Source organism: Shewanella aestuarii, from assembly GCF_011765625.1.
GTDB lineage: Bacteria > Pseudomonadota > Gammaproteobacteria > Enterobacterales > Shewanellaceae > Shewanella > Shewanella aestuarii_A.
Genome location: NZ_CP050313.1, coordinates 483,115 through 507,278, shown reverse-complemented (window position 1 = coordinate 507,278; position 24,164 = coordinate 483,115). Strand labels below are relative to the sequence as shown.

Sequence of the window (24,164 nt, the reverse complement as noted above, 5' to 3'; positions counted from 1 at the left end):
GTAATAAGTGGTCGATTTCGGTTAACTTATGTGCGCTATTCAATACTGAGTTATCAGTCAAATTGACAAAAATCAGTGTGAAAACTACTATAAATCGTCTTTTCGCTATCAGGGTTTTAATATTTTGAATATCAATGATTTGGAGCTATTTGTTACTGTTGCAAAACTGGGGAGTTTTTCAAAAGCTGCGCAATCATTAGATACTCGTCGCGCCCTTGTTAGCCGCAAAATAGCCGAGCTTGAGCGTCAACTTGGCGCACCGCTGTTTACCCGTACCACCCGTGCCATGTCGTTAACCCCTTCCGGCGAGTTGTATTTAGAGCAAGTTGAACCACTACTCAAGCAACTGCAAAATGCCGCTTTTGTATTTAAAAATCGATATAACGAGGTTCAGGGTCGATTACGCATTGGTTTGCTGCCCTTTGTTGATAAAATTATGGACAAGCAAATTGCTGACTTCATCCACTCTTACCCTCAAGTGCAATTAGATATTTTTGTTATAGCAGGCGGTTATAAAGAGTTAACCCGTCTTGGGCTAGATTTTGTAATGGATGCAGGCGAAATCAATGATGGTCATTTTACCAGTAAAAAATTAACTACTATTGAGCGTAAAATATACGCCAGTCCAAGTTATTTAGAAAAGTCTTCAGTCATTGAAACTATGGATGACTTGCAATATCACTCCTTATTGGGTTTTCGCGCAGCCAATGGCTTAGTTGAAAATACTTGGCAGTTTCAACACGCTAGTATTAGCGTTAATCATAAAGTGACTTGTAGTGACTTTAACTCCCTGTATAACTTTTGCTTAGGCGGTGCAGGGATTACTTTATTGCCACAAACGATTGCCAATGATGCAGTCGCTAGCCAGCAACTGATTAACGTACTACCAGAGTTAAGTGCTGGATTTACCGATATTAATTTGATTTACCCTAATAACAGCAGCCTATCGACTGCAGCAAATGTATTTATGGAATATATTCTGCGGGAAGCTAAAGAATCTATATAGGCATAACGCAAAACCGACCCGAACTTCTCAAATAAATCATTTAAACTGACGCTAAAAAAATGGGCTAACCTTTCGGTTAGCCCATTTTACATACTAATTATAAATTTATTTTTTATCGTCTTTCAAACCAATGCTGTCCATCCAATATTCAAAGTTCACTAAATTGCCGGGCAATACAATACGGCTATCTTGTTTACTTAACCCATCAAGTTGCTTCATATATTGTTCACCAAGTTGCATACGCAAGGCACTTTGCCCCCCTTGTGATGAAATGACCGACGCTAAACGCTCAATAGATTCAGAAGTCGCTTTCGCTAAGGTTAAAATCTCTTGCGCTTTACCTTCGGCCTCATTAATACGGCGTTGCATTTCACCTTCTGAGCGGTTAATGGTTTCTGCCATCACACCTTCTGAACGGTTGATTTTACTTTGCTTGTCACCTTCACTTTTTGCCAGTAAGGCGCGGCGTTCACGTTCAGCGTTAACTTGCATTTCCATAGCATTTTTAACGGTTTCTGGTGGGGTGATATTTTTTATCTCGTAACGATGCACCCGAATGCCCCACATGGCACCCGCTTCGTCTAATACTTCTACCACTTTGGCTGAAATCAGATCGCGCTCTTCAAAGGTGCGATCTAAATCCAAAGTACCAATGACTGAACGCGTTGTGGTTTGTGCCAACTGAATTGCTGCATAACGGTAATCGGTTATACCGTAACTGGCCTTAACGGGGTCTGTGACTGAAATATAAATGACCCCATCAACTTCTACATTCACTTCATCACTTGAAAAACACTCTTGCGGAGGAACATCAATCGTTTCTTCTTTTAAGTCATGTATGTAGGCAACTTTATCCACAAACGGCACTAAAGCATGGAAACCTGCATCTAAGGTGGATTTGTACTTACCTAAGCGCTCAACAATATAGGCAGATTTAGTAGGTACTAAACAAATAGACTGAAATAGTTTCAACACAAAAATGGCAAAAATAATGCCCCAAATACCCATGACAATTAAGTCTGTATCTACACCGTTAATCATTAGCGCGCTCCTTTTGCTGTTGATTGTGAACCCGATACCGCATGCGTCACTTGCTCCATACCTTCAAAAAAACCTTCAAGCTTAGCCATTTCCGCTGGTACAACTGAGACTTGTGATTCCGCTAAAATCTTACCCACTTGGCTGATGAATTGCTCTTTAAGCAGCATGTTCATAGCATCATTACCGCCATTAACCGCTAATGCCTTGCAGATCATCTCCATCCCTTCAGCTTTAGCATTGGCAATAATCGAGATCTCTTTACCTGTCCCCACGGCTTCATTAATGCGTTTTTGTTTTTGTCCTTCAGATAAATTAATCGCTTCTTGGCGTTCGCCTTGCGACATATTAATCATTGCCGCTTTTTCAGCATTAGCGAGCGTGATTTCAGCCCGTTTACGGCGCTCGGCTTCCATTTGTTTTTCAAGGGTATGAATAACATGGTGCGAAGGGGTAATGTTTTTGATCTCGTACCGCAACACTTTGATCCCCCAAGGATCAGAGGCTTTATCGATTTCACGTACAATGGATTCGTTAAGGCTGTCACGCTCTGAAAAGGTTTGAGATAAGGTCAGTTTACCTATTTCAGAACGCATCGTGGTTTGTGCAAGGTTAACCGCAGCACGACGATAATTTTCAATACCATAACTGGCTAATTTACCGTCCATCACTTTTAAATATACTAAGCCATCCACTTCTAACTGAGTGTTATCTTTAGAAATACAACTTTGAGGCGGCACATCTAACACTTCTTCGCGAGTGTCATGGCGATACGCAACACGATCAAAGAAAGGAATTAGAAAGTGGAATCCGGGCTGTAGCACAGTACGAAACTTACCTAAGCGCTCAATAACATGCACTTCACGCATCGGTACTATCAGCATCAATTTATATAAAATAAATAATACAAACAAAAATAATAAGGTGATCAAGAACATAATTTATTCCTTTTAGTTCAACATCAATGGCGACATCAGTGGATTATTCCACCAAGGGTTCAACCACTAACGCAATGTTTTCCCGACATATAATTCTAACTTTACTGCCCGCTTTAATTTCAGAGCCATCACCTAATGCGGTCCAATCTGATCCTAAGCAGTGTATCCGCCCTGTTTGCTGTCCAGGTCCGATAGCTTCTTTGACCACAGCAATTTGGTTATAAAGATCAAGCTCTTCATCTGTATTGCCTACATGGGAATCACCACCAACCATTTGTTGAGTCACATGGCGAAAGCTAAGTAACAACACCATGGATGTGATAAACCATAAGGTTAAACTTTGCGCAATTCCTTCAACAATGCCAGTCGCTAAAGCTAAGGCCACCACTAAGCAAGCCGAACCCAGTAATATGACGATACCGCCTGGAATAATGATTTCGGCTAACATCAAGATAATGCCAAGGCATACCCAAACAGTAATAGGATTTTCAAGCTCCATACTCTCCCTCCTGAAGATAGAGACCCATGCCAACAATCTTAAAAATAAATTAAAAAATGCGACATATTATGTCAACCATACAGTAGGAATCATGAAATGCAAAGTGATATTTGATCAAAGATCTATCTTGATGTGATTAAAAATTGTTTCAAAATATCTAGCAAGAAATTATCAAACAAAGGCTGGCTGACTAAGATAAATCTGACGATGCAAAAAAGGGGAAGAATATAAAAAACGCCCAATTGTTTGCACAATTAGGCGTTAGATTGACTCAAAAAAATCGCTTGATTTAGCTAAGCAGCTTTTTAGCGGCTGCAACAACAATAGACACAGCACTGACTTCAGTTTGCTTCATTGTGGCTTCATCAGGAATTTCTTGTTGAGTACGGTTAACGATCACACCGGCAACACATGCCGCACGCCAGCCTTGAGTGGCACACATAGTAAATAATGTTGCTGACTCCATTTCGTAATTAAGCACGCCCATTGATTGCCATTCTTTCATTGACCCCACAAAGCGTTGAGTAACTCGGCCTGAAACTGTGTCATAACGTTCTTGACCTGGGTAGAAAGTGTCTGAAGAGGCTGTAATACCCACATGCGGTTCAACCCCGGCTTCACGACATGCTGCAACCATTGCGGTAGTACACTCAAAATTAGCAGCAGCAGGAAATTCAAGTGGCGCAAAATGTAAACTAGCGCCATCTAAACGCACCGATGCCTGAGTCACAATCACATCACCTACGTTTACATTTGGCTGAATCGCACCTGTGGTACCAACACGTAAAAAGGTAGTGACACCGAGTTGAGCTAATTCTTCAACTGCAATAGAGGTTGAAGGACCACCAATCCCCGTTGAACAAACCACAACAGGCTTGCCATCAATGTATGCTAGATAGCTAGTATATTCACGATGACTGGCTAAAAAAGTGGCATCGTCCATAAGTTCAGCAATGCGCTTAACACGCTCTGGATCACCAGGCACAATTGCTAATGTCGCGCCATCTAGCATTTTTTTGGTCAAACCTAAGTGGAATACTTCAGACATGCTGAACCCCTTTTAATTATCTTTAAAATGAAACGCTGTGTTTCGTAAACTGTAACCTACTATACCATCATAAAAGGTTAACTTGATCACAATTCTCTTTTTATGATGATTAAGTTGTCATAAAAAGGTTACAAATAAACGACATCTAAAATGCCAGAATATTGAGTATGACAAATAATAGTGACGACAAAAAATATTTTTGTGAATTTGCTGTAAATTGATTTACATCAATTTAAAAAATCAAAATTAGGACTAGGGTAAACCTAAAGAACAATTTTGAATTCAATAGCAAGGAGCTTAACTATGTTTCCAGAGTACCGCGAACTAATCACTAAACTAAAAACTTCAGATGCGCACTTTTTACGTAAATTTGATGAACATAATCAGTTAGATGAAGAAATCAAACAACACGAAGCACATAGTAGTAGTGACACCACACCAGAAGTGAAAATCTTAAAGTCTAAGAAACTCCATTTAAAAGAAGAAATTTACCAAATTTTGAAAAAGCATGATGCACAATCAGCTTAATCCGGCGATTGAGTAAGGTTTACCCGCAAACATTAAAGGACGCCGAAGCGTCCTTTATTTTTAGTGTTAAATGACTTGGTTAAGTCAACAGCATTAACGACTTAACACCTTAAAGGTAGTAATCTTTTAATGGTGGAAAACCATTAAAGCACACCGCTGAATAAGTCGTGGTGTACGCCCCAGCCGTTAACCAATACATACGGTCGCCAATGGCTAAATCAATAGGTAAACCATAGCTGTAATGCTCGTACATAATGTCTGCACTGTCACAAGTTGGCCCAGCAATAACGCATTTATCTAACTCACCTTTACGATGGGTGTAGATGGGGAACTTAATCGCTTCATCCATGGTTTCAATCAAACCAGAAAACTTACCAACATCAGTAAATACCCAGCGCTCTAGAGCGGTATGAGATTTACGTGAAATCAATACCACTTCCGACACCAATACACCGGCATTAGATAATAAAGATCGGCCCGGCTCTAAAATGATCTCGGGTAATTCATCACCAAAGTCTTCATGTAAAAAGTGCTTAATTTGCTGCGCATAAGTGGCTAACTCATTGGTTTTATCTAAATAATTAGCAGGAAAACCACCACCTAAGTTAATCATTTTTAGCACAATGTCATGCTCATCACGTAGACGATCAAAAATGCTTTTCACTTTACCAATGGCAGAATCCCACGCACCAATATCACGTTGCTGTGAACCAACATGGAACGAGATACCATGAGGTACCAAGCCTAGCTCTTTGGCTAATACTAATAAGTCGTAGGCCATTTCATTTTGACAGCCAAACTTACGAGACAAAGGCCAATCAGCGGTATGGGTGCCTTCAGTTAAAATACGAACATACACTTTTGAACCGGGAGCTTCTTGTGCAATCATACGTAAATCGGCTTCAGAATCAGAGGCAAACATGCGCACGCCTTGCTGATAAAAAGCACGAACATCAGCGCGCTTTTTAATGGTGTTGCCATAACTGACTCTGTCAGTGCTTACACCAATATCTGTCACCATTTTTAATTCATAAATTGAAGCGATATCAAAGTTTGAGCCTTTGTCACGCAACAAGGTTAAAATTTCTTTTGCTGGGTTAGCTTTTACCGCGTAATACACGTTAGCGAACGGAAAATTACTAACCATATCATCGTATTGTTTTGCAACGATTTGTGTATCAATGACAACAAACGGCGTCGGTTTATCTTTCGCAAATGCTTCAATGCGGGCGAAAGTGTCTTTGTCATAATAATCAGCTACATCAATAGTTTGAAATTGGCTCATTAGGCCAGTGCCTCCTCTAAGTTGGGCATAAAATTTAAGCAAAAGTGACAGTTCAAAATTAACATGGTTAACTTTGTTCTTACATCAGCGTAAAAACATGCGCAGTAAACGATATTTTCACCCTAGATGCAACGAATTTTTATGCAAAAATAGCAATTTTTTATTCCAGCAATAAAAAAGCCAATTTCACAAAGAAATTGGCTTTAAAACTACTGTATCTGACCTATAAAAACTGGGCGTAATTAATGAGTATTTCGACTTTTTCTAATTACAAAAAATGCTTCTTTACCACTTTTTAATCAACAGATTAGCATCTGCTACTTGCTCAATTGAGATCACTTCTAATTGATTCAGTTTGATGATGGTTGCTTGCTTTTCGGTTGTTGGTAGGTTTGCAGTCGCCGCGCCTTCTCTATCAAGCCCGAGTACAAATGGATAATCTTTCATTTTCGGCACAGCGATAAACTTAGCAATTAAAGACGGCATACCACTAATATCGGCAATATAAACCATGTTTTGCGGCCACTGTTCTTTTGGTGCTTCAGCAAAAGCTGCCTGAACCACTTCACCACCATCCATATCACGACTAAAAATCAGCATTGTAGTTTTTGCGGTAACTTCAATTGGCTTATCAAACTGATCTTGCAAGCTAATCGGGGCTAACTTATCGCCCACTTTTAGCCATTGTTGTTCGGCAGCAGCTTGAGCTGACACACTGGTAAATATCAAACTGAGTAGTAAAATAAAATGACGCATAATGACTCCAATAGATGATAAAAAGTTATCTTACTAGGCAAAATAGCAGTCGATTGTGAAAACTGTCTGAATAAGCAGATTATCTTTTAAACTCATAAACTTGTTATGATATAGCTCACAAAAAAATTAGTGTTTGCATTAAATAAGGATGCCCCATGGACCAGGCCAGCTTAGAACAAGAACTTGAACAACTGCAAAACGTTTATACCCTAATCACTGAGTTTTTAGTGCAGTATAGTTTTCAACTAGTCGGTGCATTATTAATTTTTCTACTTGGGCTGTGGGTCGCCAACAAAGTATCTAATTTTGTTGCTGCTCAATTTGTTAAGCACAACATTGATATTACCTTGAGTAATTTCACTTCGAATCTAGTGCGGATCATAATTATCATTATGGTTGCAGTGGTGGCATTGGGTAAGTTGGGGATCAGTGTTACTCCTATGGTTGCCGCCATTGGTGCGGCTTCACTGGGTGCTGGTTTAGCCTTACAAGGCATGCTGTCTAATTATGCTGCCGGTGTCACCATTATTGTGACTCGCCCATTTGTGGTCGGTAATACCATTGAAATTAAAAATGTTAGTGGTGTGGTGACAGAAATCAAACTCGGCTTGACCATTTTAACCAATGAAGAAGGCGAGCAAATTAGCATCCCCAATAAGCACATTGTGGGTGAGATTTTACATAACTCATTTGAATACAAGTTGGTAGAGAATAAAATTAATATCGAGTATCAAGCAGATAGCAATAAAGTTGTGGGCATTATTCAACAAGCATTAGCAAGCTCTGAGATGGTCAATCAGCAACCCGCACCGCTCGTTGGCATTAATGGTTTTAACAGTATTGGGATGGAGATTGGCATTCGTTATTGGGTTCCTACAGCCAACTACTTCCAAGCAAAATATCAAACTAATCAATCTATTATTAGTGCATTAAGCAAAGCTAACATTAGCATCCCTTGCCCAGTGCGTGAAATCCATATTCAGCATTAACCCACATAGTTTAGGGGCATTTAGTTTGTGATTAATGACTCAAATGCCCCTAATTGTGTTTATTTGCCCAAGACTTTGTGCATAAACATACTATTGGGGTCATCTAGGTAATCGGCAAATTTATCACCCACTTCAAAACCAAATTGACGATACAGCTGTCGCGCAGGCTCAAAAAAGGCCATGGTGCCGGTTTCTAAACTCAGCAACTGATATTGCTGTTGTTGAGCATGGGTTAACATGTGTTGCAGTAACTTAGCTGCCACTCCTTTGCGGCGATGTGCATTGGCCACTCGCATTGATTTAATTTCAGCGTGATTGGCAGACAAACGTTTTATGGCTCCGCAGCCCATCAATTGGTTGCTATCCCAAACCGTCCAAAAAGTGATTTCTGGTTGGCGTAATTTACTTAAATCAAGGGCATGTACGCTTTCTGCTGGCGAGGTGGCATACATATCTTGCAAGTGTTCATTAAGCAGTGCTGCGATTTCAGGCCCGCTAAGATCATCAATTTTAATATCCATATTATTATTCCCAATAATCCTATCTTGAGGTTAAAAACTTGATTACAAGCCTCGTTGCCACTCTTGTCTTAATGGCACCATGCCTTGTAATGCTTGGGCTACTTGATTAACAAGTTGAGGCTTGTCTTTGCCAAGTACCCCTTTTAATACCAGATAATTAGATGCGTGATCGGATCTAAAAATGGTTTTATCTAGCTCGAGGTGACTCAGTAAGGTGTGCATTTCTTGCAACAGCCCGCGCTGATCAGGTAACACAAACTTACCATCAAATGCTGCATCCATACGCTCAGTACCCAAAGGTAATGTCACCACTAATGTAGATAAGTAATCTGGCTGGGTGGCATTCATTAATTTGGCTGAGGCGATTGCATGCTGGGTTGATAAGGCTTTACCGCCTAACCCCATTAAAATCATCACTGATGACTTCATCCCCGCTTGACGAATTTTGCTTAACGCCTCAAGTGACGATTGATAATCTTCACCTTTTTGAATACGCCTCAATACTTCATTATCACCACTTTCACAACCTACATATAACAGTGATAACCCCATGGCTTTTAGTTCCGCCAGTTGGTCACCCGTTTTATTTTTTAAGTTACGAGGCAAGCAATAACTACTGATCCGAGTCACTGAAGGTAAATGAATATTGATTAACTCGCAGATAGCCTTTAAACGATTGAAAGGCAGGCTCATGGCATCACCATCGGCTAGAAACACCCGTGAGACAGGGTAGCCTGATGACGCAGCCGTCAAAATATCTTGCTCAATTTTATCAAGCTTTTGTGCTCTAAACTGCTTTTGCGGTTGGGTATACATGTCGCAAAAACTGCAGTTATTCCAACTACAGCCATTAGTGACTTGTAAAATTAGTGACTTCCACTCAGAGGGTGGTCTAAATACCGGTTCGATATAACGCAGCAATCTGCCTCCTAATGACTTTTTTGATCCAAATAATGATTTAGCTCATATAATCGACAAATCATGCTCGTTTTCGATCATCAAAAAGTACTACCATTTAGTTTAATTATTGTTATATTAATGCGATAACAATAAGTTAACAATTCAATTCTGGATATATTGCTATGGCTCAAACAGCTCAAGATATCAGTGAACGTCGCACAGCTTCGCTATCTAATGAAGACCATTGGGAAATGACATCAGCAGAACAAAAGCTCGCCCTCTATGACCTACACAGATTTGGTTACCGCTTGCTGTTTGTGCGCCACACTTTAAATGGCCCTGTGGCTTTTGTGTCGCAACAAGATGATATTGCGATTATTCACCCTGACGGTGAAGTGGATTTACGCCCTAAACTCACCTTGCGCCAAACTCATTAAAGCAAGTTGTTCCGAATGACAAATAAAGAGTGTTTTAACACTCTTTATGAATTTTGCTATTACCCATTAAGCAATCACTTGGTTAAAGATTTCCACATGGTGAGATTCCACTAGCTCAGGCATCACCTTGTTAAAGTAATCCTGAATTGCCTGCGATGCACAATGCTCATCAAATGCGGCTTTATCAACAAACTTTTCGACAAACGCCACTTTATTTTCATCTTCTAAGCTGACATTTAACTCGTAACGAATACAACCCGGTTCACGTCTGGTTGCAGGAATTAATGCCGCTAAAGCGGCTGTCAGCGCATCACGCTTTCCTGGTTTGGCCACAAATTGGGCAACACAAACTAATTGAGTTTTGTTAATCACGAAATCTGACATGGTTATGTTCCTTTATGCTTGATAAATCATATCTAAATGGGGGATACCATCTTCTAAATACACCTTGGAGTGATTCATAAATCCAAGGCGTTGATAAAACGCTTGAAGGTGTTGCTGGGCACCAATTTGTATACCTGACTCAGGCCATTGCGATAATGCAATGTCAATCGCTTGCTGCATTAAAGGCTCTGCCAGCCCTTTCCCTCGATGGGATTTGACCACCAGCACACGGCCAATGCTGGCTTGAGGATAACTCACCTCGGGAGGCAAAATACGGCAATAAGCAGCAAGGGTATTATCGTCAGCATACCCCAGTAAATGCAGGGCTTGTGGATGACGGTCTTTATTATCTAACTCAGAATAAGCACAATTTTGCTCAACCACAAACACATCTACGCGTATGGTCAATAACTCGTACAACTGATCAATAGATAACTGGTTAAAGGGTAATATTTGCCACTGCAACATAGACTCCTGAGTATTTTTATTAACTGGGTGCTGAATTGGCACAGGGGTTGATAACCATAAATGGCCTTATTCTAACATGAGTTTTCATGCCAAACTGATAGAGTTAATTGCGCTAATCCTAGACTAAAATATTCTATCGATACACTAGATAAAATCCTTCATTTTAGTGCTACGCTGTCAAGCACAAATACTGATTTGAATAGATCATCTCAACACCATTCTACTTGATTATTTCGACATTGTTTTAACCGTAACCCGTTAATTTTATTTGGAGTTCAACATGAGCAAAGAACGTAATAATGCCAAAGAAGCTAAAAAACAACCTAAGCTTTCTTTAAAAGAAAAACGCGCTGTAAAACAAGCTAAAAAAGCGCCAACATCTAACATTATCAGCAAAGTTAAATAGTTCAATTTCTACCCACCACAGTAAATATGTGGCCAGAAATAGCGTAGAAAAAATGCGTGGTAACAAGGCAATTTTTTGATAAGCACTTATTCTACAATCAAAAAACCTAACGCAGTTATCAGGTATTTTCACAAGCTAGAATGATCAGTTATTTAATACGATTGGTATTATTAGCTAGCCCTAATTAGATAAAAAAATACCGAGCAAACGCTCGGTATTTTTGTTTAATCATCAAATTTAGAACTTGTATTTAACGCCTACTTTTAACTGCCAAGCAGATTGCTTGATGTCATAGTTATCATAGGTCTCGGTTTCAATCCCCTGTTGACCAAACGGCACTGAGTAAGTGTAAACACCAGTCGCGGCATCGTAATCATGATCCACTAGCTTTTTACTATTAAAGCTTTGGTATTCAACTACGCCCCAGTCATTGTTCATTAGGTTAAGTACGTTTTTCACATCAAAGTACAAAATACCTTTATGCTTTTCCATAAAACCTGGTAACTCTTGGGTAAAGCGGAAGTCTAACTGATGTACCCAAGGCTGATTGCTGATGCCTTTGGGTGCGATACCACCGGCGTATTTACTTAAGCCAAGTTTATCTAGTGCTGATTTAAACTCTTCATAAGTTAACCCTTTGTATTCAACATTTGGGTCATCAGCACCCGTTGGTATATAAGGCAGATAGTAAGAAGCATTAGCAAAACTCGTTTGGTCGCCCAAGTTGCCATCTTTATATGAACCTAACAACCACGTGACTGGATTGCCTTCTCTTGCTTCAAAGAACAAGTTAAAGCTTGAATTGTAGCCTGCAATAAACTCGACATCATAACCTAGATTTAAGGTGAAACGATGTGGGGTTTCATAATAGCCTGTACCCATTGTGGTGCCATTACGATCATATTGCACTGGAGTATATTGGTAGTTAGATGTAGCAGTAGACGATGAACCTTGGTTACCTTCTTCAACTGAGTTGTAGGCATAACCCGCTCGCATGCTCAAACCCATATCCCAGTTTTTCGCTAAACTTAAACTAAGAGTTTTGCTGTTACCATCTTCTTCAGCATTGGTTAGCATTAAGTCGTAACGGTTAGTATTGCCCCCTGCGCCGTTATTTGCTAACGGATCCCAAGTTTCATATACAACACGACCTGTAGCATCGGTTTTCACTTTACGACGAGCTAAATCAACCCAAGCCACATCGTTTTCTTTTGCAATATATAAAAACTCACCACCCACAAACCAGTCTTCGCCTAATGGGCCAAAGTCCCAAGTACTGTCAAAACCAATGCTGGCACGCCAGTCTGATGGTAGTTCGAAATTAGGGTCTAATGAGTTAGTATTGCCGTCACCGCCCACTAAACCATCTTGTGCTTCACTAGGTACGTTTGCAAAATCTGGCGTGCCCCACGCATCATTCCAACCATTGTTGTAACTCAGTAAGCTGTTACCGTCATTTGAGAAGCTGTTTGACATCCATACCGTTGGCGAACCACCGCTATAACGACCCACACCTCCGCGAAGCGTTACATTGTCATTTAGTAAATAAGTTAAACCAATACGTGGTAACCAGATGTCTTTACCATCCATAGTTTTGTTATTAGCAAAGCCGTAACGGTCAACAAAGTTTTGATTTAATGATGGCGAATCTGACATGCTGATGGTTTCATAACGCATACCAAACGTTAATTCTAAATCAGCGGTGATATCCCAAGAATCTTCAACAAATAACGCTAAGGTATCCATGTTAAAGCTTGCGCCCACATCGTTCGGGTTACCCGATTTGGCATTAGCATAAAAGAATTGATCAACCACACCATTTTCAAAGTCTTCAATGCTGTTAAATGACCAGTTACCAATGACGTTTTGAGCAAATAAGTTAAACACTTCAACATTATTGTATTGCAAACCAAAGCCAATATTGTGGTCACCTAAATAGTAATCACCCACAAAACGTACTTCTAAGTTTTGGTTGTTTAACTTATTCGCTTGGCGAGACTTATCGGTACCAAAAACCACTCTGTCACCCGAGCGATCATAGGTCTGAATGCTCACACTACCAATGCCTAAATCGTCAATGGTGTTTGAATTAGAGGTGGTGTCTTTGTAAGCCACTTTAATTTCAGTGCTGAAATCATCGGTCCAATCACTGTATAAGTTAGCGGCATAGGTTTCTAACTTTTCTTCTTTGTTATACCAAGCACTCGACATAGTTAACTGTGAAGTGTTTTCTGAAATATTGTTGGTTAAGTTACCTAAGGTATATTGATAGGTGAAACTTGCACGATGTTGATCGTTAATATTCCAGTCAACTTTAGCTAAGATTTTCTCATCTTCTTCTTGCGGGTTTGCGTCAAACGTACCAATGGTATCTAACCCATATACGCTAGAAGCGATGTTTTGAATTTTGGTAAATTCTTCTAAGGTAATATCTGAGCTTTTAGCAAATCCACTACCAGCAGGACCATAAGCAGCAGACTTGGGTGAGTCAAAGTTTTCATAAGATCCAAAGAAGAACAAGGTGTCTTTAATCAGTGGAAAACCAATCGTGCCACCAAATGTGGTTTCTTCAAAATCTTGATTTATTCTTTTACCTTCATCATCTGGCTGAGTTTTACCTGCCATGCTGTCGTTAGTAGTTTCCCAAAACACACTGCCTGATACATCATTAGTACCCGATTTGGTTACCGCATTGATTTGTGCGCCAGTAAAGCCGCCATTACGGGCCGTATAAGGCGACACATTTAATGCCACACTTTCAACTGCATCTAATGAAATAGGTGAACGCTGGGTTGGATAACCATTTGAGTTAAGACCAAAGTCATCGTTTTGCGAAATACCATCAACCACAAAGGTATTAAAACGTGGGTTCATACCCGCAACGCTCATTGAGATACCATCAGTACCTACAACCGCCATTGGATTTTGGCGTAATACATCTTTCAAGTCGCGGCTAACACCTGGTGCGTTAGCAATTTCTTTCGCGCCAAATTCACTGTCGCCACCAGCACTACGGTAATAACTGGCACTACCAACAACGCCGATACGTTCCATGTCTGCCGCAAGTTGTAAAGTTCGGTTAAAACGGAAGGTTTCACCTACATTTAAAAATAAGTTTTGCTCAACATCATCAGCAAATTCATCTGAATCAATTTTGATAATGTAAGGACCACCAACACGTAAGCCTCTGGCAAAAAACTCGCCATTAGCTCCCACTGTCACCTCGGTCACAGTGCCTGTTGGTTCATGCATAATGGTAATTTTTGCATCTGTAACAGCATTTCCTTGTGGACCAACAATTTGACCACGGATATTTGATGCGGTATCAGCTGCCATGGCGGGAAAACTAACACCCATAGCAAAGCAAGTCGCTAGCGCTAAGCGACTGATTTTATTATTTAACATTGTATTCAGACCCCTGAAATTATAATTTTTAAGTGCATCCTGCTGTAGGGCAAGCGCAATCAAATTTTTAGAGTAAAAACTTGATTGCGCAGAATTGTATAGAACATTTGTTGCAATTTCATGTCTAAATTAGCGTAAAATAACAACAAATGATCCACCAAGATGTAACAGTATTGATACAGTGTCATCTTGTGGTCATCTAAAGTCGCTAGTCTATGCCTGTATTAACGGGCATTTATATCGATAAATAATTAAAAAACAATCGGGGTTTTCATGAAAAAAGTGGTACTTGCCATTAGTCTTGGCATGGTCATAAATGGCGGTCTGGTAGACCAAGCACAAGCATTTGGTCCTCTAGGGCATCGAGTGATTGGTCAAATCGCAGAAAATAATTTAACCAATGATGCTAAACAAGCAATCGATAACATTTCCAATGGCAAGTCACTTGCTCAGTTATCCACATGGGCAGATGAAATTCGTTCTGACAAAAATTGGGATCATGCCGGGCCTTGGCATTATGTTTCAATCGCAGATGACGAAACTTGGCAAACAGTTAAACGCAGTGAAGATGGCGATATTATTGCAAAACTTGAAGACTTTGAACGAGCACTGGCAAACCCTAACCTGAGTGCATCGAAAAAACTCGAAGCTTTAGCCTTTTATGTGCATTTTGTGGGTGATATTCATCAACCGCTGCATGTTGGTCACAGCCACGATAAAGGCGGAAATGCTATTAAACTGAAGTGGTTTGGTGAACAAACAAACCTACATTCAGTATGGGATAGTAAAATTCTTAATCATCAAGAATTAAGCTATACCGAATACACTGGCTTTTTAAGCCACTTTAATGCTGATGATGTGAAAGCTTGGCAGGGTAAAAATTACTATCAGTGGGCAGATGAGTCAAAAGCACTTCGTGATTCGGCTTATCAATTAGAAAAAAATCGTGATGGTGAAGATGACTTACGCTTCAACTATGTGTTTATTCATAAACCTGTGATTGAAAAACGCGTACAACAAGCGGGTGTACGCTTAGCTGAAAAATTAAATCAAATTTTAGCAAAGTAGTTCATCTCTTGTGATCAAATATCGATAACACATATAAAAATGGGAGCCCAGTGGCTCCCATTTTCTCGCTATAATCATGCTATCTCATTATCAAACTAAAATGATAATGGACAATCATCAATCATTAACGCTCAAAGTTATGATACTTCTCGATACCAAATGAACGACCTTCAGCATGACAAGTTGCACAAGATTCAGCAGTAGGCTGTGTGAACCAATCTAACGTTTTAGGTACGTTAAGCTCACCCCCATTTTGCTCCATGTGGCTTAAGGCTTGTGCGCCATCATGACAAGCAAAACAGTTAGCCATAATCGGACTTGTCATAACACCTGAGACACCGCCATTGTATGCTCTAGATAGCATGTAACGGTTTGGAATAGCATTTAAGTTAATGCCAGTAGAGTGACATGATACGCAGTTATCAGCATTTAGTTCGCTTGCTGAATTTGCATCGTCAGTACCTTTACCACTGCCTACACCCCAGTGCATGCTGTGAACCATAGGGCCAAAGCCTGGCGCTGAGTTTCCTGCACGACGATCTTGACCATTGTTGTGACAAGCTATACAAGACTCACCACCGTTGTTGTAACTACCATTTTTGTGGTAGTTAGTTTCATTGGTGTGACAAGTTGTACAGCTTTGCGCATCAACATTGTGACGACGTGAGAATGGCTTATCGATAGGTGTAAAAGTATTGTCGACTACTTCAGAGAAGCCAGTCAAAGAAACACCAAACTTACCATCATCATCTTGCCAGTTTGCATCAGCTAAAGTTACGCGTGAACTTGTGGTTAGATGTGCGTTTTCATAGCCGCTACCAGGACCATTTAATAACTGTCCATAACAAACTGAACGAGTGCCATCTTCACGCTCAACATAACCTTCAGTACCATGACCGATGACACGGGCAACAATTGAGTCAGTTTCGTTGTCGTACGCATTCACATAAGCACCAGCGTAGGTGATGGTATGCGCTTCATACATTTCACCAATGTTTAATTGCACTGGAGTTTCACCAGAGTTATCAAACAATTTAACGTCAACACAGTAACCACCAACCCAAGATACATCTTTGTGATCAGTAAATTCTAACGTTTCATCGAAGTAAACAGCTGAAGTTTCAGTGTAGAAGTTTTCACGCATTTCTTTACGTTCAGTGATACCCGCTGCATTAGCATGTAATGCGCGAACATCAAAGTCGTCATTGGCTGCATAAAAGTTTTGTACTTTAGTCGCGCTTGAACCAGTGTGACAATCAGTACAGCCATTGCCTGCAATACTGGTGTTCATTACAGGTTCAGCATGACAGGTATAACAATTTGCTGGTGTGAAATCTTTTTCAAATTTCTGGTGATTGACGTGACCCAATTTCTGCATGGTGTTTTTAGCGTAACCACCCGTGTTCAAAGATGAGCCATCTTCAGCGATATCACGTGGTACGTTGTTATGACACACCATACAGCCACCAACAAAATCGACTTGGCCATCTGTATTTAAAGCAACATAGCGAGAATGCCTCAGATCAGAGGTTGCATAATCAACGTGACACGAATAACAAGTCTCTGTCGTTGTTGTATGAGTCATTTCAGGCTTATCGATAATTAAATATGGTGATTGAGCAATGTCGCCACCACCCACTTGTAATCGGATCAAACCTTCTGTATCAGCTTTAACTGCTGCCATAGGAGCAACAAACTGGTAGTTTCCGTTATCCAGTAACGAAATACTTGCACCTTCTGTCGGAGAATTACCACCAACAGTAGCACTGCCACCAACACTGCCATCACGGCTACGTTGGATACCATTCTCGGTCATTGCCGCTAAATATACAGAAGCATCTTTTAAGCCAGTAATAGCGATACCATCTTCATTGGTAATACCAAATTCAATAGTCACCTTACCGTCTTCAATCATATGATTGATCATTTCCACATTAGTAACAGTAGAGGTTTCTACTGTTGGTGGTGTAGGTCCTGGACCTGGTTCGCCTGGTATACCCGGTGCGCCATCTTGTCCATCTTTGCCATCACTGCCGCAAGCTGCAACCCCCATTGCAGTTGCGACGAGAAACGCTATTTTGCATAGGTTCATTTTCATCATCATCACTCCACTATCGCCTTTAGACGAATTACTACTTTATAGGTATAAACGCAATTTAATAGTAATGATGAATAGGTTAAATCATTGAGATATTGGTCACAGTACAAGACTGACAGTTATTAAACTTAATGACTTTGTATCAAAAGTAAGATCTTGATCAGCTTTTGTTACAAGCTGTTTCAAACACCCTCCGCTTGATAACAAAATAAAAACATCTGGGCAACAGTGGGATTACAGGATATCAATCAAAAAAATGTTAATAGATGAAATTACGAACAACAAGAGTCAGACTTTTTCTGCTTTGGAATTTTATCCCACACCACTTTGGCCATTAATAGCGCGAGTATAATGCCACAAATAGCAACAACCCCTTGTGGTAATAATTGATGTTCATGGCCGATTTGTGGCATTACCTCAAAACCAAAGGTAGCAACTAGGTAATTCACTAGCATACCGGCAATTAAAGCGACGCCCAACACTCCGCCTAAATATCCCAATAAAGCGCGCTTACCTAATTCTTTGCTCACAACACCCAAGGTCGCAATGTTAGTTGCTGGACCTGCCATCATAAACACCAATACCGCTCCTGGTGATACTCCTGCCAATAACAAACCCGCTGCAATAGGTGTTGAGGCGGTAGCACAGATATACATAGGCACAGATACCAGTACCATCACTAACATAGCTAAAACACCATCGCCCCACTTAGCTAAAAAATCTCCTGGTACATAAGTTTGTACTAGCGCTGCAAAAAACAAACCAACCAATAGCCACAAGGTGGTATCACGTACTAAATCGGTCGCACCATAATGTAAACCGCTAGCAATGCGGCTAATGATGGATTGCTGCTTTAACTCGGTCGCCATATCTTTGGTTGAAGCACAGCAACTTGCCGCGCCTTTACTTCCCTGTTGAGCCACGGGTTGCATATCACTTTCGATAGATGTTGATGCGCAGCAGCTAGTTTTTGGCTTTGCCTCGCTTGCGGTTTTGCTGCAACTTTGACTTTTTGACGTGTTAACAGGCATAAGTTTTGGTGTGGCTGAAGTTGATGCTGTCATCATCGAAGGTTTTAACAGGCTACTCGATGGCTCAGTCACAGGGCGAAATTGCGAAACAGTGTCACTGGCAGCTTTTTTGCTGTTACAGCAACTCGCTGGTTTTTCAGGCTTGTTTATTGGCTGGGTTGTAGTTGAACAACAGGCCTTTGCCGCCGTGTTAGCCTTAACAGACTCAATGGTGTCAGTGTTAACCGTGCTGTCATCATGACGGCCAGTCGCGCCGCCAGAAATCCCGTCATCTTTATCATCACGGCCCACTAAAAGCCCTGCCACAATCGCACTGGTTATCGCCGCAATTGGCCTTACTATGGCCATAAACGGCCCAAGTAACACATAAGATACAGTAACCGAGTCGACCCCAGTTTCAGGAGTCGAAACTAAAAATGAGGTAGTGGCCGCTTTTGATGCACCGGCGCGACGCAAGCCAATTGCTGCAGGAATAACACCACAAGAACACAAAGGAAGCGGTGCGCCCAATATTGCCGCTTTGAGCACGGTTTTAAATCCATGGCCACCCAACTGCTTTTGCATCCATGCCATTGGCACAAACACTTTTAATAAGCCTGCTAACACCAACCCAAGTAGTAACCACGGGGCCGATTCTAAAAATAGGTGAATAAAATTTTCAAATAACTGTTCTAATAACATAGTGTTCTCCTTCAACAACTCATTACGCATTCTGTGCTTGTTTGATCATCTGTTAGATAACCAAATCAACGATTAAGACGAATGAGTTGATGAATGATGATGTGCTTTATGGTGCGTTTCTTTTTTAGTCTTCAGTTGTTTATCTTCTGATTCCAGCGCTTCTAAAATACTACAATGCTCAGCGCTGTCAGGACCGCCACAGCAAGCATTAGATAAACGTTGTAGTGAATTTGAAAACTGAGTTAATTCGGCCAACTTCATTTTAACTTGCGCAAGCTTGTTATCGACCAAGCCTTTAACATCAGCACAAGCCCAATTGGCTTTGTCTAATTCAATTGACAGTAATTCAGCAATTTCATTTAAGGTAAACCCCACCGCTTTAGCGCGTAAAATGAAGCGCAATCTTGCCGCGTCATCTTTGGTATATAAGCGATATCCTGCCTCTGAGCGGCTAGAGGGCGACAATAAACCATGCTTTTCATAAAAGCGCAGCGTATCGGCTTTAATGTCACAAAGCGCTGCCAGCTCACCAATCCGATACATTATCGGCTCCTTACATTAATGAAAAAACGGATTACATTACCCCAAGTATAAACCTTAGAGTTTAATATAAGGTCAAGGGTTTTCTGTGACTAAATTAACTCTGCCTTTGTTCGGATTTCAATATTGTGAAATCACGCAGAAAAAACACGCAAACAGTGAGCTTTACGTTAAAATACGCGCGCTCAGAATCGGCATAGATAAAAAGTAACATAACAGCCGCGAAATACACTTGAGGGACTTTGGCAAAGCAGATTGCAACTTAGCTTAATCTGATTTGCGAAAGATCCTTGAACTTAAATAGTGGACCCTGTACCTACATGAATACTGTCAGACCAATTCGTCGCGCCCTACTTAGCGTTTCAGATAAAACTGGAATCCTTGAATTTGCTCAAGCTTTGCATGCTCAAGGTGTTGAACTGTTATCAACTGGTGGCACAGCAAAATTGCTTGCCGACAACAACATCCCTGTTACCGAAGTTTCTGACTACACAGGTCACCCTGAAATAATGGATGGTCGTGTTAAGACCTTGCACCCTAAAGTGCACGGTGGCATTTTGGCTCGTCGCGGTATTGACGAGTTAGTGATGGAACAAAACGCCATCAAACCTATCGATTTAGTTGCCGTTAACCTATATCCATTCGCCCAAACTGTGGCAAAAGAAGGCTGCACTTTAGCTGACGCGGTAGAAAACATCGATATCGGCGGCCCAACCATGGTTCGCTCAACCGCCAAAAACCACAAAGACACCACCATTGTGGTGAACGCTAAAGATTACAGCCGCGTAATTGCTGAAATGCAAGCAAACAACGGCAGCACAACCCTTGAGACTCGCTTTGATTTAGCCATTGCTGCCTTTGAGCATACTGCTGCTTATGATGGCATGATTGCTAACTACTTCGGTACTATGGTGCCAGCACACAGCACTGACGAATGCCATGAAGATTCTCAGTTCCCACGCACTTACAACACCCAGTTAGTCAAAAAACAAGACTTACGTTATGGTGAAAACAGCCATCAAAAAGCTGCGTTTTATGTTGATATCAACATTGACGAAGCTTCAGTAGCCAGTGCCACTCAGTTACAAGGTAAAGCACTGTCTTATAACAATATCGCCGACACTGACGCGGCCCTTGAGTGCGTTAAAGAATTTGACGGCCCTGCGTGTGTGATTGTTAAACACGCAAACCCTTGTGGTGTCGCGTTGGGCAACAACATTTTAGAAGCCTATGACCGCGCATTTAAAACTGACCCAACCTCTGCCTTTGGTGGCATCATTGCCTTTAACCAAGAGTTAGATGCTGAAACAGCAAAAGCCATTGTTGATCGTCAATTTGTTGAAGTCATTATTGCCCCTAAAGTAAGCCAAGCAGCCCGCGACATCGTTGCAGCTAAAGCAAACGTACGTTTATTAGAGTGTGGCCAGTGGCAAGCAAAAACCAGCAGCTTTGATTACAAGCGTGTCAATGGTGGCATGTTAGTACAAGATCGTGACCAAGGCATGGTCGATATGGCTGATGTCACTGTGGTGTCAAAACGTCAACCAACGGCTGAGCAATTAAAAGACTTAATGTTCTGCTGGAAAGTGGCCAAGTTTGTTAAATCAAACGCCATTGTATACGCCAAAGATGGCATGACCATCGGCGTGGGTGCAGGCCAAATGAGCCGCGTTTACTCGGCCAAAGTGGCTGGTATAAAAGCCGCTGACGAAGGTTTAGTAGTTGAAGGTTCTGTTATGGCATCGGATGCTTTCTTCCCATTCCGTGATGGTATTGACGCAGCTGCGGCAGCCGGCATTAGTTGTATTATTCAGCCAGGCGGCTCAATCCGTGATGAAGAAATCATCGCGGCTGCTGATGAACACAACATTGCCATGGTATTTACTGGTATGCGTCATTTCCGCCATTAAATAGCCTTTGAATTAAGCAGCCTTATGGGGCTGCTTTTTTCGTTATAAGAACATAATTAATTTTGATATTTTTAGGGGTGAACCAATGAAAGTACTTGTAATTGGCGGTGGCGGACGTGAGCACGCCCTAGCATGGAAAGCTGCACAATCACCACAAGTTGACACGGTATTTGTTGCACCAGGCAATGCTGGCACAGCCTTAGAGCCAAAACTAGAAAACGTTAACATTCAAGTTGAAGCCATTGCTCAGTTAGTCGCATTTGCACAAGACAACAGTATTGAACTAACCATAGTCGGCCCTGAAGTGCCATTATCATTGGGCGTAGTCAATGCCTTTAATGAAGCAGGTTTAGCGATATTTGGCCCAACACAAGGTGCTGCCCAGCTTGAATCATCTAAAGCCTTCACCAAAGATTTTTTAGCCCGTCATAATATTCCGACAGCGGCTTACTCAAACTTTACTGAGATAGCACCAGCCAAAGCTTATGTGGCTGAAGTCACTGCCAAGACCGGCTTCCCTATTGTCATTAAAGCTGACGGTTTAGCCGCTGGTAAAGGGGTAATTATTGCCGCAGACCAAGCCGAAGCGGATGCGGCCATCGATGACATGTTAGCTGGCAACAAATTTGGTGACGCCGGCTCGCGCGTGGTTATCGAAGAATTTTTAAAAGGCGAAGAAGCAAGCTTTATCGTGATGGTAGATGGTAAAAACATTCTAGCCATGGCCACCAGCCAAGACCATAAAGCCCGCGACAATGGCGATAACGGCCCGAACACTGGTGGCATGGGAGCTTACTCACCTGCGCCTGTGGTCACTCAAGCCGTTCACGATTGGACTATCGCTAACGTTATTCGTCCAACTGTTGACGGAATGGCTGCTGAAGGCAACGTTTACACTGGCTTTTTATATGCAGGATTAATGATTGCGCCTGATGGCAGCGCAAAAGTGCTTGAGTACAATTGCCGTTTCGGTGACCCTGAAACTCAGCCCATTATGATGCGTCTGCAATCAGATATCGTTGAGCTTTGTTTAGCCGCTACCCGTGGTGAGTTAGATAAAGTAACAGCTGAATTTGATTCTCGTGCAGCGGTTGGTGTTGTGATGGCTGCCGGTGGATACCCTGATGCCTATCGTAAACATGATGTCATTGACGGCTTATCGCTTGGCGATAACAAGGCTAAAGTATTCCATGCTGGCACCAGCATGAAAGACGGTCATGTAGTAACAAATGGTGGCCGCGTATTATGTGCGACGGCTTTAGGTAATACGGTAACAGAAGCGCAAAAAGCCGCTTACGCTTTAGTAGACGCTATCCATTGGGATGATGTGTACTTCCGTACCGATATTGCCTACCGTGCGATTGCGCGTGAGCAAGAAAAAGCCTAATTCGTCAGTTTTTTCTGCGTAAAAAATCCCTGTGATGCCTGCATCACAGGGATTTTTAGTTTAGGTGGACAAGGTTTTATCGTTACTCCATGCTAAGCTTTGATAAATTATCCGCATCCCCTCTTTAACCACTGTAGATTTATCCTTTCGTACTCAACTGGTGAATCTCAGCCAAAAAAAAGCCGAGTAATTAACTCGGCAAAGGGAGATGAAAATCGGTAAAAAAGGATAGCTTGTACTCAAAGTCGCTTAGCAATCCGTAATGTATTCGTGATTGGTATGGTTATTTTCGCAGGGCGTTTTTACCCAGAAAAATATCAGTTCATCTTATCTGCTGGTAATTTGTCAGCCTTGAGGCTATTGCTCACTTGCGTAAAGATTCACTTTATGAAAATGATGTAAAACAACCATAAGTGCGATAATCGTGTTGCGTTTTTATCGCTAATCAATTCAATGACGCTAGATTAAAGCTAAAAACTCAAAACCAATAATCGCTTTTGATGGATCAAATCCACAGTTTATTCATTGCCTTGATAAAAATAGTCACAACCAACAGGCAGTAACAACCCAACAAGCAATAAAACAAACGATGAAACAATCAATTTAATGAGAGGCATTACGCTAAAAAGGCAAAAATTTTATTCAAACTACCACCCCAAAAACAGCTTAAAAAATCAAAAAATACATTAATAATTGAATAGAAAGTTATTAATAACGCAATCTTAATCACAACCCCATCTGCTGTTTATTTATCCACTCCAAGCCTTTAGGGTAAATCGCTCGACTTGGTTATCTGCTTTATGTCAGGATAGCTCCTCTTTGATACATTTATTTAACAAAT

The 24,164-nt window shown here is 41.2% G+C and carries 22 protein-coding genes; 8 read left to right on the top strand and 14 right to left on the bottom strand.

What is annotated here, in order from left to right; translation table 11 throughout:
• Positions 1-124 precede the first annotated feature (124 nt).
• Positions 125-1,006: a LysR family transcriptional regulator gene (locus tag HBH39_RS02385; protein WP_167675267.1), complete on the top strand. Its 882-nt coding sequence runs from the start codon at positions 125-127 to the stop codon at positions 1,004-1,006.
• Positions 1,007-1,111: 105 nt separating this feature from the next.
• On the opposite strand, the gene HBH39_RS02380 is transcribed toward HBH39_RS02385, so the two are convergent.
• The 4 genes from HBH39_RS02380 to udp form a co-directional block, all read right to left on the bottom strand.
• Positions 1,112-2,047, bottom strand: a complete 936-nt coding sequence (locus tag HBH39_RS02380; RefSeq protein WP_167675265.1) for an SPFH domain-containing protein — start codon at positions 2,045-2,047, stop codon at positions 1,112-1,114.
• Positions 2,047-2,982 carry an SPFH domain-containing protein gene (locus HBH39_RS02375; RefSeq protein WP_167675264.1) on the bottom strand — a complete coding sequence of 312 codons (936 nt, stop codon included), beginning with the start codon at positions 2,980-2,982 and terminating at the stop codon, positions 2,047-2,049. Before HBH39_RS02375 ends, HBH39_RS02380 begins: the two co-directional genes overlap by 1 nt.
• 43 nt (positions 2,983-3,025) lie before the next feature.
• On the bottom strand, positions 3,026-3,481 hold the full coding sequence (locus HBH39_RS02370; RefSeq protein ID WP_167675263.1) for an NfeD family protein: 456 nt from the start codon (positions 3,479-3,481) through the stop codon (positions 3,026-3,028).
• Positions 3,482-3,770: 289 nt separating this feature from the next.
• A complete protein-coding gene (gene udp / locus HBH39_RS02365; protein ID WP_167675262.1) occupies positions 3,771-4,529 on the bottom strand; it encodes a uridine phosphorylase in 759 nt (252 codons plus the stop codon).
• A gap of 303 nt (positions 4,530-4,832) precedes the next feature.
• Between udp and HBH39_RS02360 the strand changes: the two genes are divergently transcribed.
• Entirely contained in the window at positions 4,833-5,057 is a 225-nt protein-coding gene (locus tag HBH39_RS02360) for a YdcH family protein (RefSeq protein WP_167675261.1), read from the top strand.
• A gap of 109 nt (positions 5,058-5,166) precedes the next feature.
• Here HBH39_RS02360 and HBH39_RS02355 read toward each other — a convergent pair whose 3' ends face one another.
• Together HBH39_RS02355 and HBH39_RS02350 are read right to left on the bottom strand one after the other, a co-directional pair.
• Complete coding sequence (locus HBH39_RS02355) at positions 5,167-6,342, bottom strand: type III PLP-dependent enzyme (RefSeq protein WP_167675260.1); 1,176 nt, start codon at positions 6,340-6,342, stop codon at positions 5,167-5,169.
• Between the two features lie 285 nt (positions 6,343-6,627).
• Positions 6,628-7,098: a hypothetical protein gene (locus HBH39_RS02350; protein WP_167675259.1), complete on the bottom strand. Its 471-nt coding sequence runs from the start codon at positions 7,096-7,098 to the stop codon at positions 6,628-6,630.
• Positions 7,099-7,253: 155 nt separating this feature from the next.
• Between HBH39_RS02350 and HBH39_RS02345 the strand changes: the two genes are divergently transcribed.
• Positions 7,254-8,087 carry a mechanosensitive ion channel family protein gene (locus HBH39_RS02345; RefSeq protein WP_167675258.1) on the top strand — a complete coding sequence of 278 codons (834 nt, stop codon included), beginning with the start codon at positions 7,254-7,256 and terminating at the stop codon, positions 8,085-8,087.
• Between the two features lie 59 nt (positions 8,088-8,146).
• Here the strand turns inward: HBH39_RS02345 and HBH39_RS02340 are convergent, their stop codons facing one another.
• Positions 8,147-8,608: a GNAT family N-acetyltransferase gene (locus tag HBH39_RS02340; RefSeq protein ID WP_167675257.1), complete on the bottom strand. Its 462-nt coding sequence runs from the start codon at positions 8,606-8,608 to the stop codon at positions 8,147-8,149.
• Positions 8,609-8,650: 42 nt separating this feature from the next.
• Positions 8,651-9,529 (bottom strand): radical SAM protein, encoded by an 879-nt coding sequence (locus tag HBH39_RS02335; RefSeq protein WP_167675256.1) that lies wholly within the window; start codon positions 9,527-9,529, stop codon positions 8,651-8,653.
• A 161-nt stretch (positions 9,530-9,690) separates the two neighbouring features.
• On the opposite strand from HBH39_RS02335, the gene HBH39_RS02330 reads away from it, so the two are divergent.
• Positions 9,691-9,945 (top strand): hypothetical protein, encoded by a 255-nt coding sequence (locus HBH39_RS02330; protein WP_167675254.1) that lies wholly within the window; start codon positions 9,691-9,693, stop codon positions 9,943-9,945.
• A gap of 66 nt (positions 9,946-10,011) precedes the next feature.
• Here the strand turns inward: HBH39_RS02330 and HBH39_RS02325 are convergent, their stop codons facing one another.
• Both HBH39_RS02325 and HBH39_RS02320 read right to left on the bottom strand, forming a co-directional pair.
• Positions 10,012-10,329, bottom strand: coding sequence for a putative quinol monooxygenase (locus tag HBH39_RS02325; RefSeq protein WP_167675252.1), 318 nt, complete (start codon positions 10,327-10,329; stop codon positions 10,012-10,014).
• Positions 10,330-10,341: 12 nt separating this feature from the next.
• Entirely contained in the window at positions 10,342-10,794 is a 453-nt protein-coding gene (locus HBH39_RS02320; protein ID WP_167679928.1) for a GNAT family N-acetyltransferase, read from the bottom strand.
• A gap of 283 nt (positions 10,795-11,077) precedes the next feature.
• Here HBH39_RS02320 and HBH39_RS19935 point away from each other — a divergent pair, with 283 nt between their 5' ends.
• Positions 11,078-11,203 (top strand): hypothetical protein, encoded by a 126-nt coding sequence (locus HBH39_RS19935; RefSeq protein WP_280117338.1) that lies wholly within the window; start codon positions 11,078-11,080, stop codon positions 11,201-11,203.
• A gap of 237 nt (positions 11,204-11,440) precedes the next feature.
• On the opposite strand, the gene HBH39_RS02315 is transcribed toward HBH39_RS19935, so the two are convergent.
• The gene (locus tag HBH39_RS02315) at positions 11,441-14,608 is read right to left on the bottom strand and encodes a TonB-dependent receptor (RefSeq protein ID WP_167675250.1); all 3,168 of its coding nucleotides are present in this window, start codon (positions 14,606-14,608) and stop codon (positions 11,441-11,443) included.
• Between the two features lie 273 nt (positions 14,609-14,881).
• Here HBH39_RS02315 and HBH39_RS02310 point away from each other — a divergent pair, with 273 nt between their 5' ends.
• Positions 14,882-15,676, top strand: a complete 795-nt coding sequence (locus tag HBH39_RS02310; protein ID WP_167675248.1) for a S1/P1 nuclease — start codon at positions 14,882-14,884, stop codon at positions 15,674-15,676.
• A 124-nt stretch (positions 15,677-15,800) separates the two neighbouring features.
• On the opposite strand, the gene HBH39_RS02305 is transcribed toward HBH39_RS02310, so the two are convergent.
• The 3 genes from HBH39_RS02305 to zntR form a co-directional block, all read right to left on the bottom strand.
• The gene (locus HBH39_RS02305; protein WP_167675246.1) at positions 15,801-17,777 is read right to left on the bottom strand and encodes a multiheme c-type cytochrome; all 1,977 of its coding nucleotides are present in this window, start codon (positions 17,775-17,777) and stop codon (positions 15,801-15,803) included.
• Between the two features lie 269 nt (positions 17,778-18,046).
• Complete coding sequence (locus HBH39_RS02300; RefSeq protein ID WP_167675243.1) at positions 18,047-19,486, bottom strand: SO_0444 family Cu/Zn efflux transporter; 1,440 nt, start codon at positions 19,484-19,486, stop codon at positions 18,047-18,049.
• A 72-nt stretch (positions 19,487-19,558) separates the two neighbouring features.
• Complete coding sequence (gene zntR / locus HBH39_RS02295; RefSeq protein WP_167675241.1) at positions 19,559-20,029, bottom strand: Zn(2+)-responsive transcriptional regulator; 471 nt, start codon at positions 20,027-20,029, stop codon at positions 19,559-19,561.
• A gap of 317 nt (positions 20,030-20,346) precedes the next feature.
• On the opposite strand from zntR, the gene purH reads away from it, so the two are divergent.
• Positions 20,347-21,936 (top strand): bifunctional phosphoribosylaminoimidazolecarboxamide formyltransferase/IMP cyclohydrolase, encoded by a 1,590-nt coding sequence (gene purH, locus HBH39_RS02290; protein ID WP_167675239.1) that lies wholly within the window; start codon positions 20,347-20,349, stop codon positions 21,934-21,936.
• Between the two features lie 85 nt (positions 21,937-22,021).
• On the top strand, positions 22,022-23,323 hold the full coding sequence (gene purD, locus HBH39_RS02285; RefSeq protein WP_167675237.1) for a phosphoribosylamine--glycine ligase: 1,302 nt from the start codon (positions 22,022-22,024) through the stop codon (positions 23,321-23,323).
• Positions 23,324-24,164 lie beyond the last annotated feature (841 nt).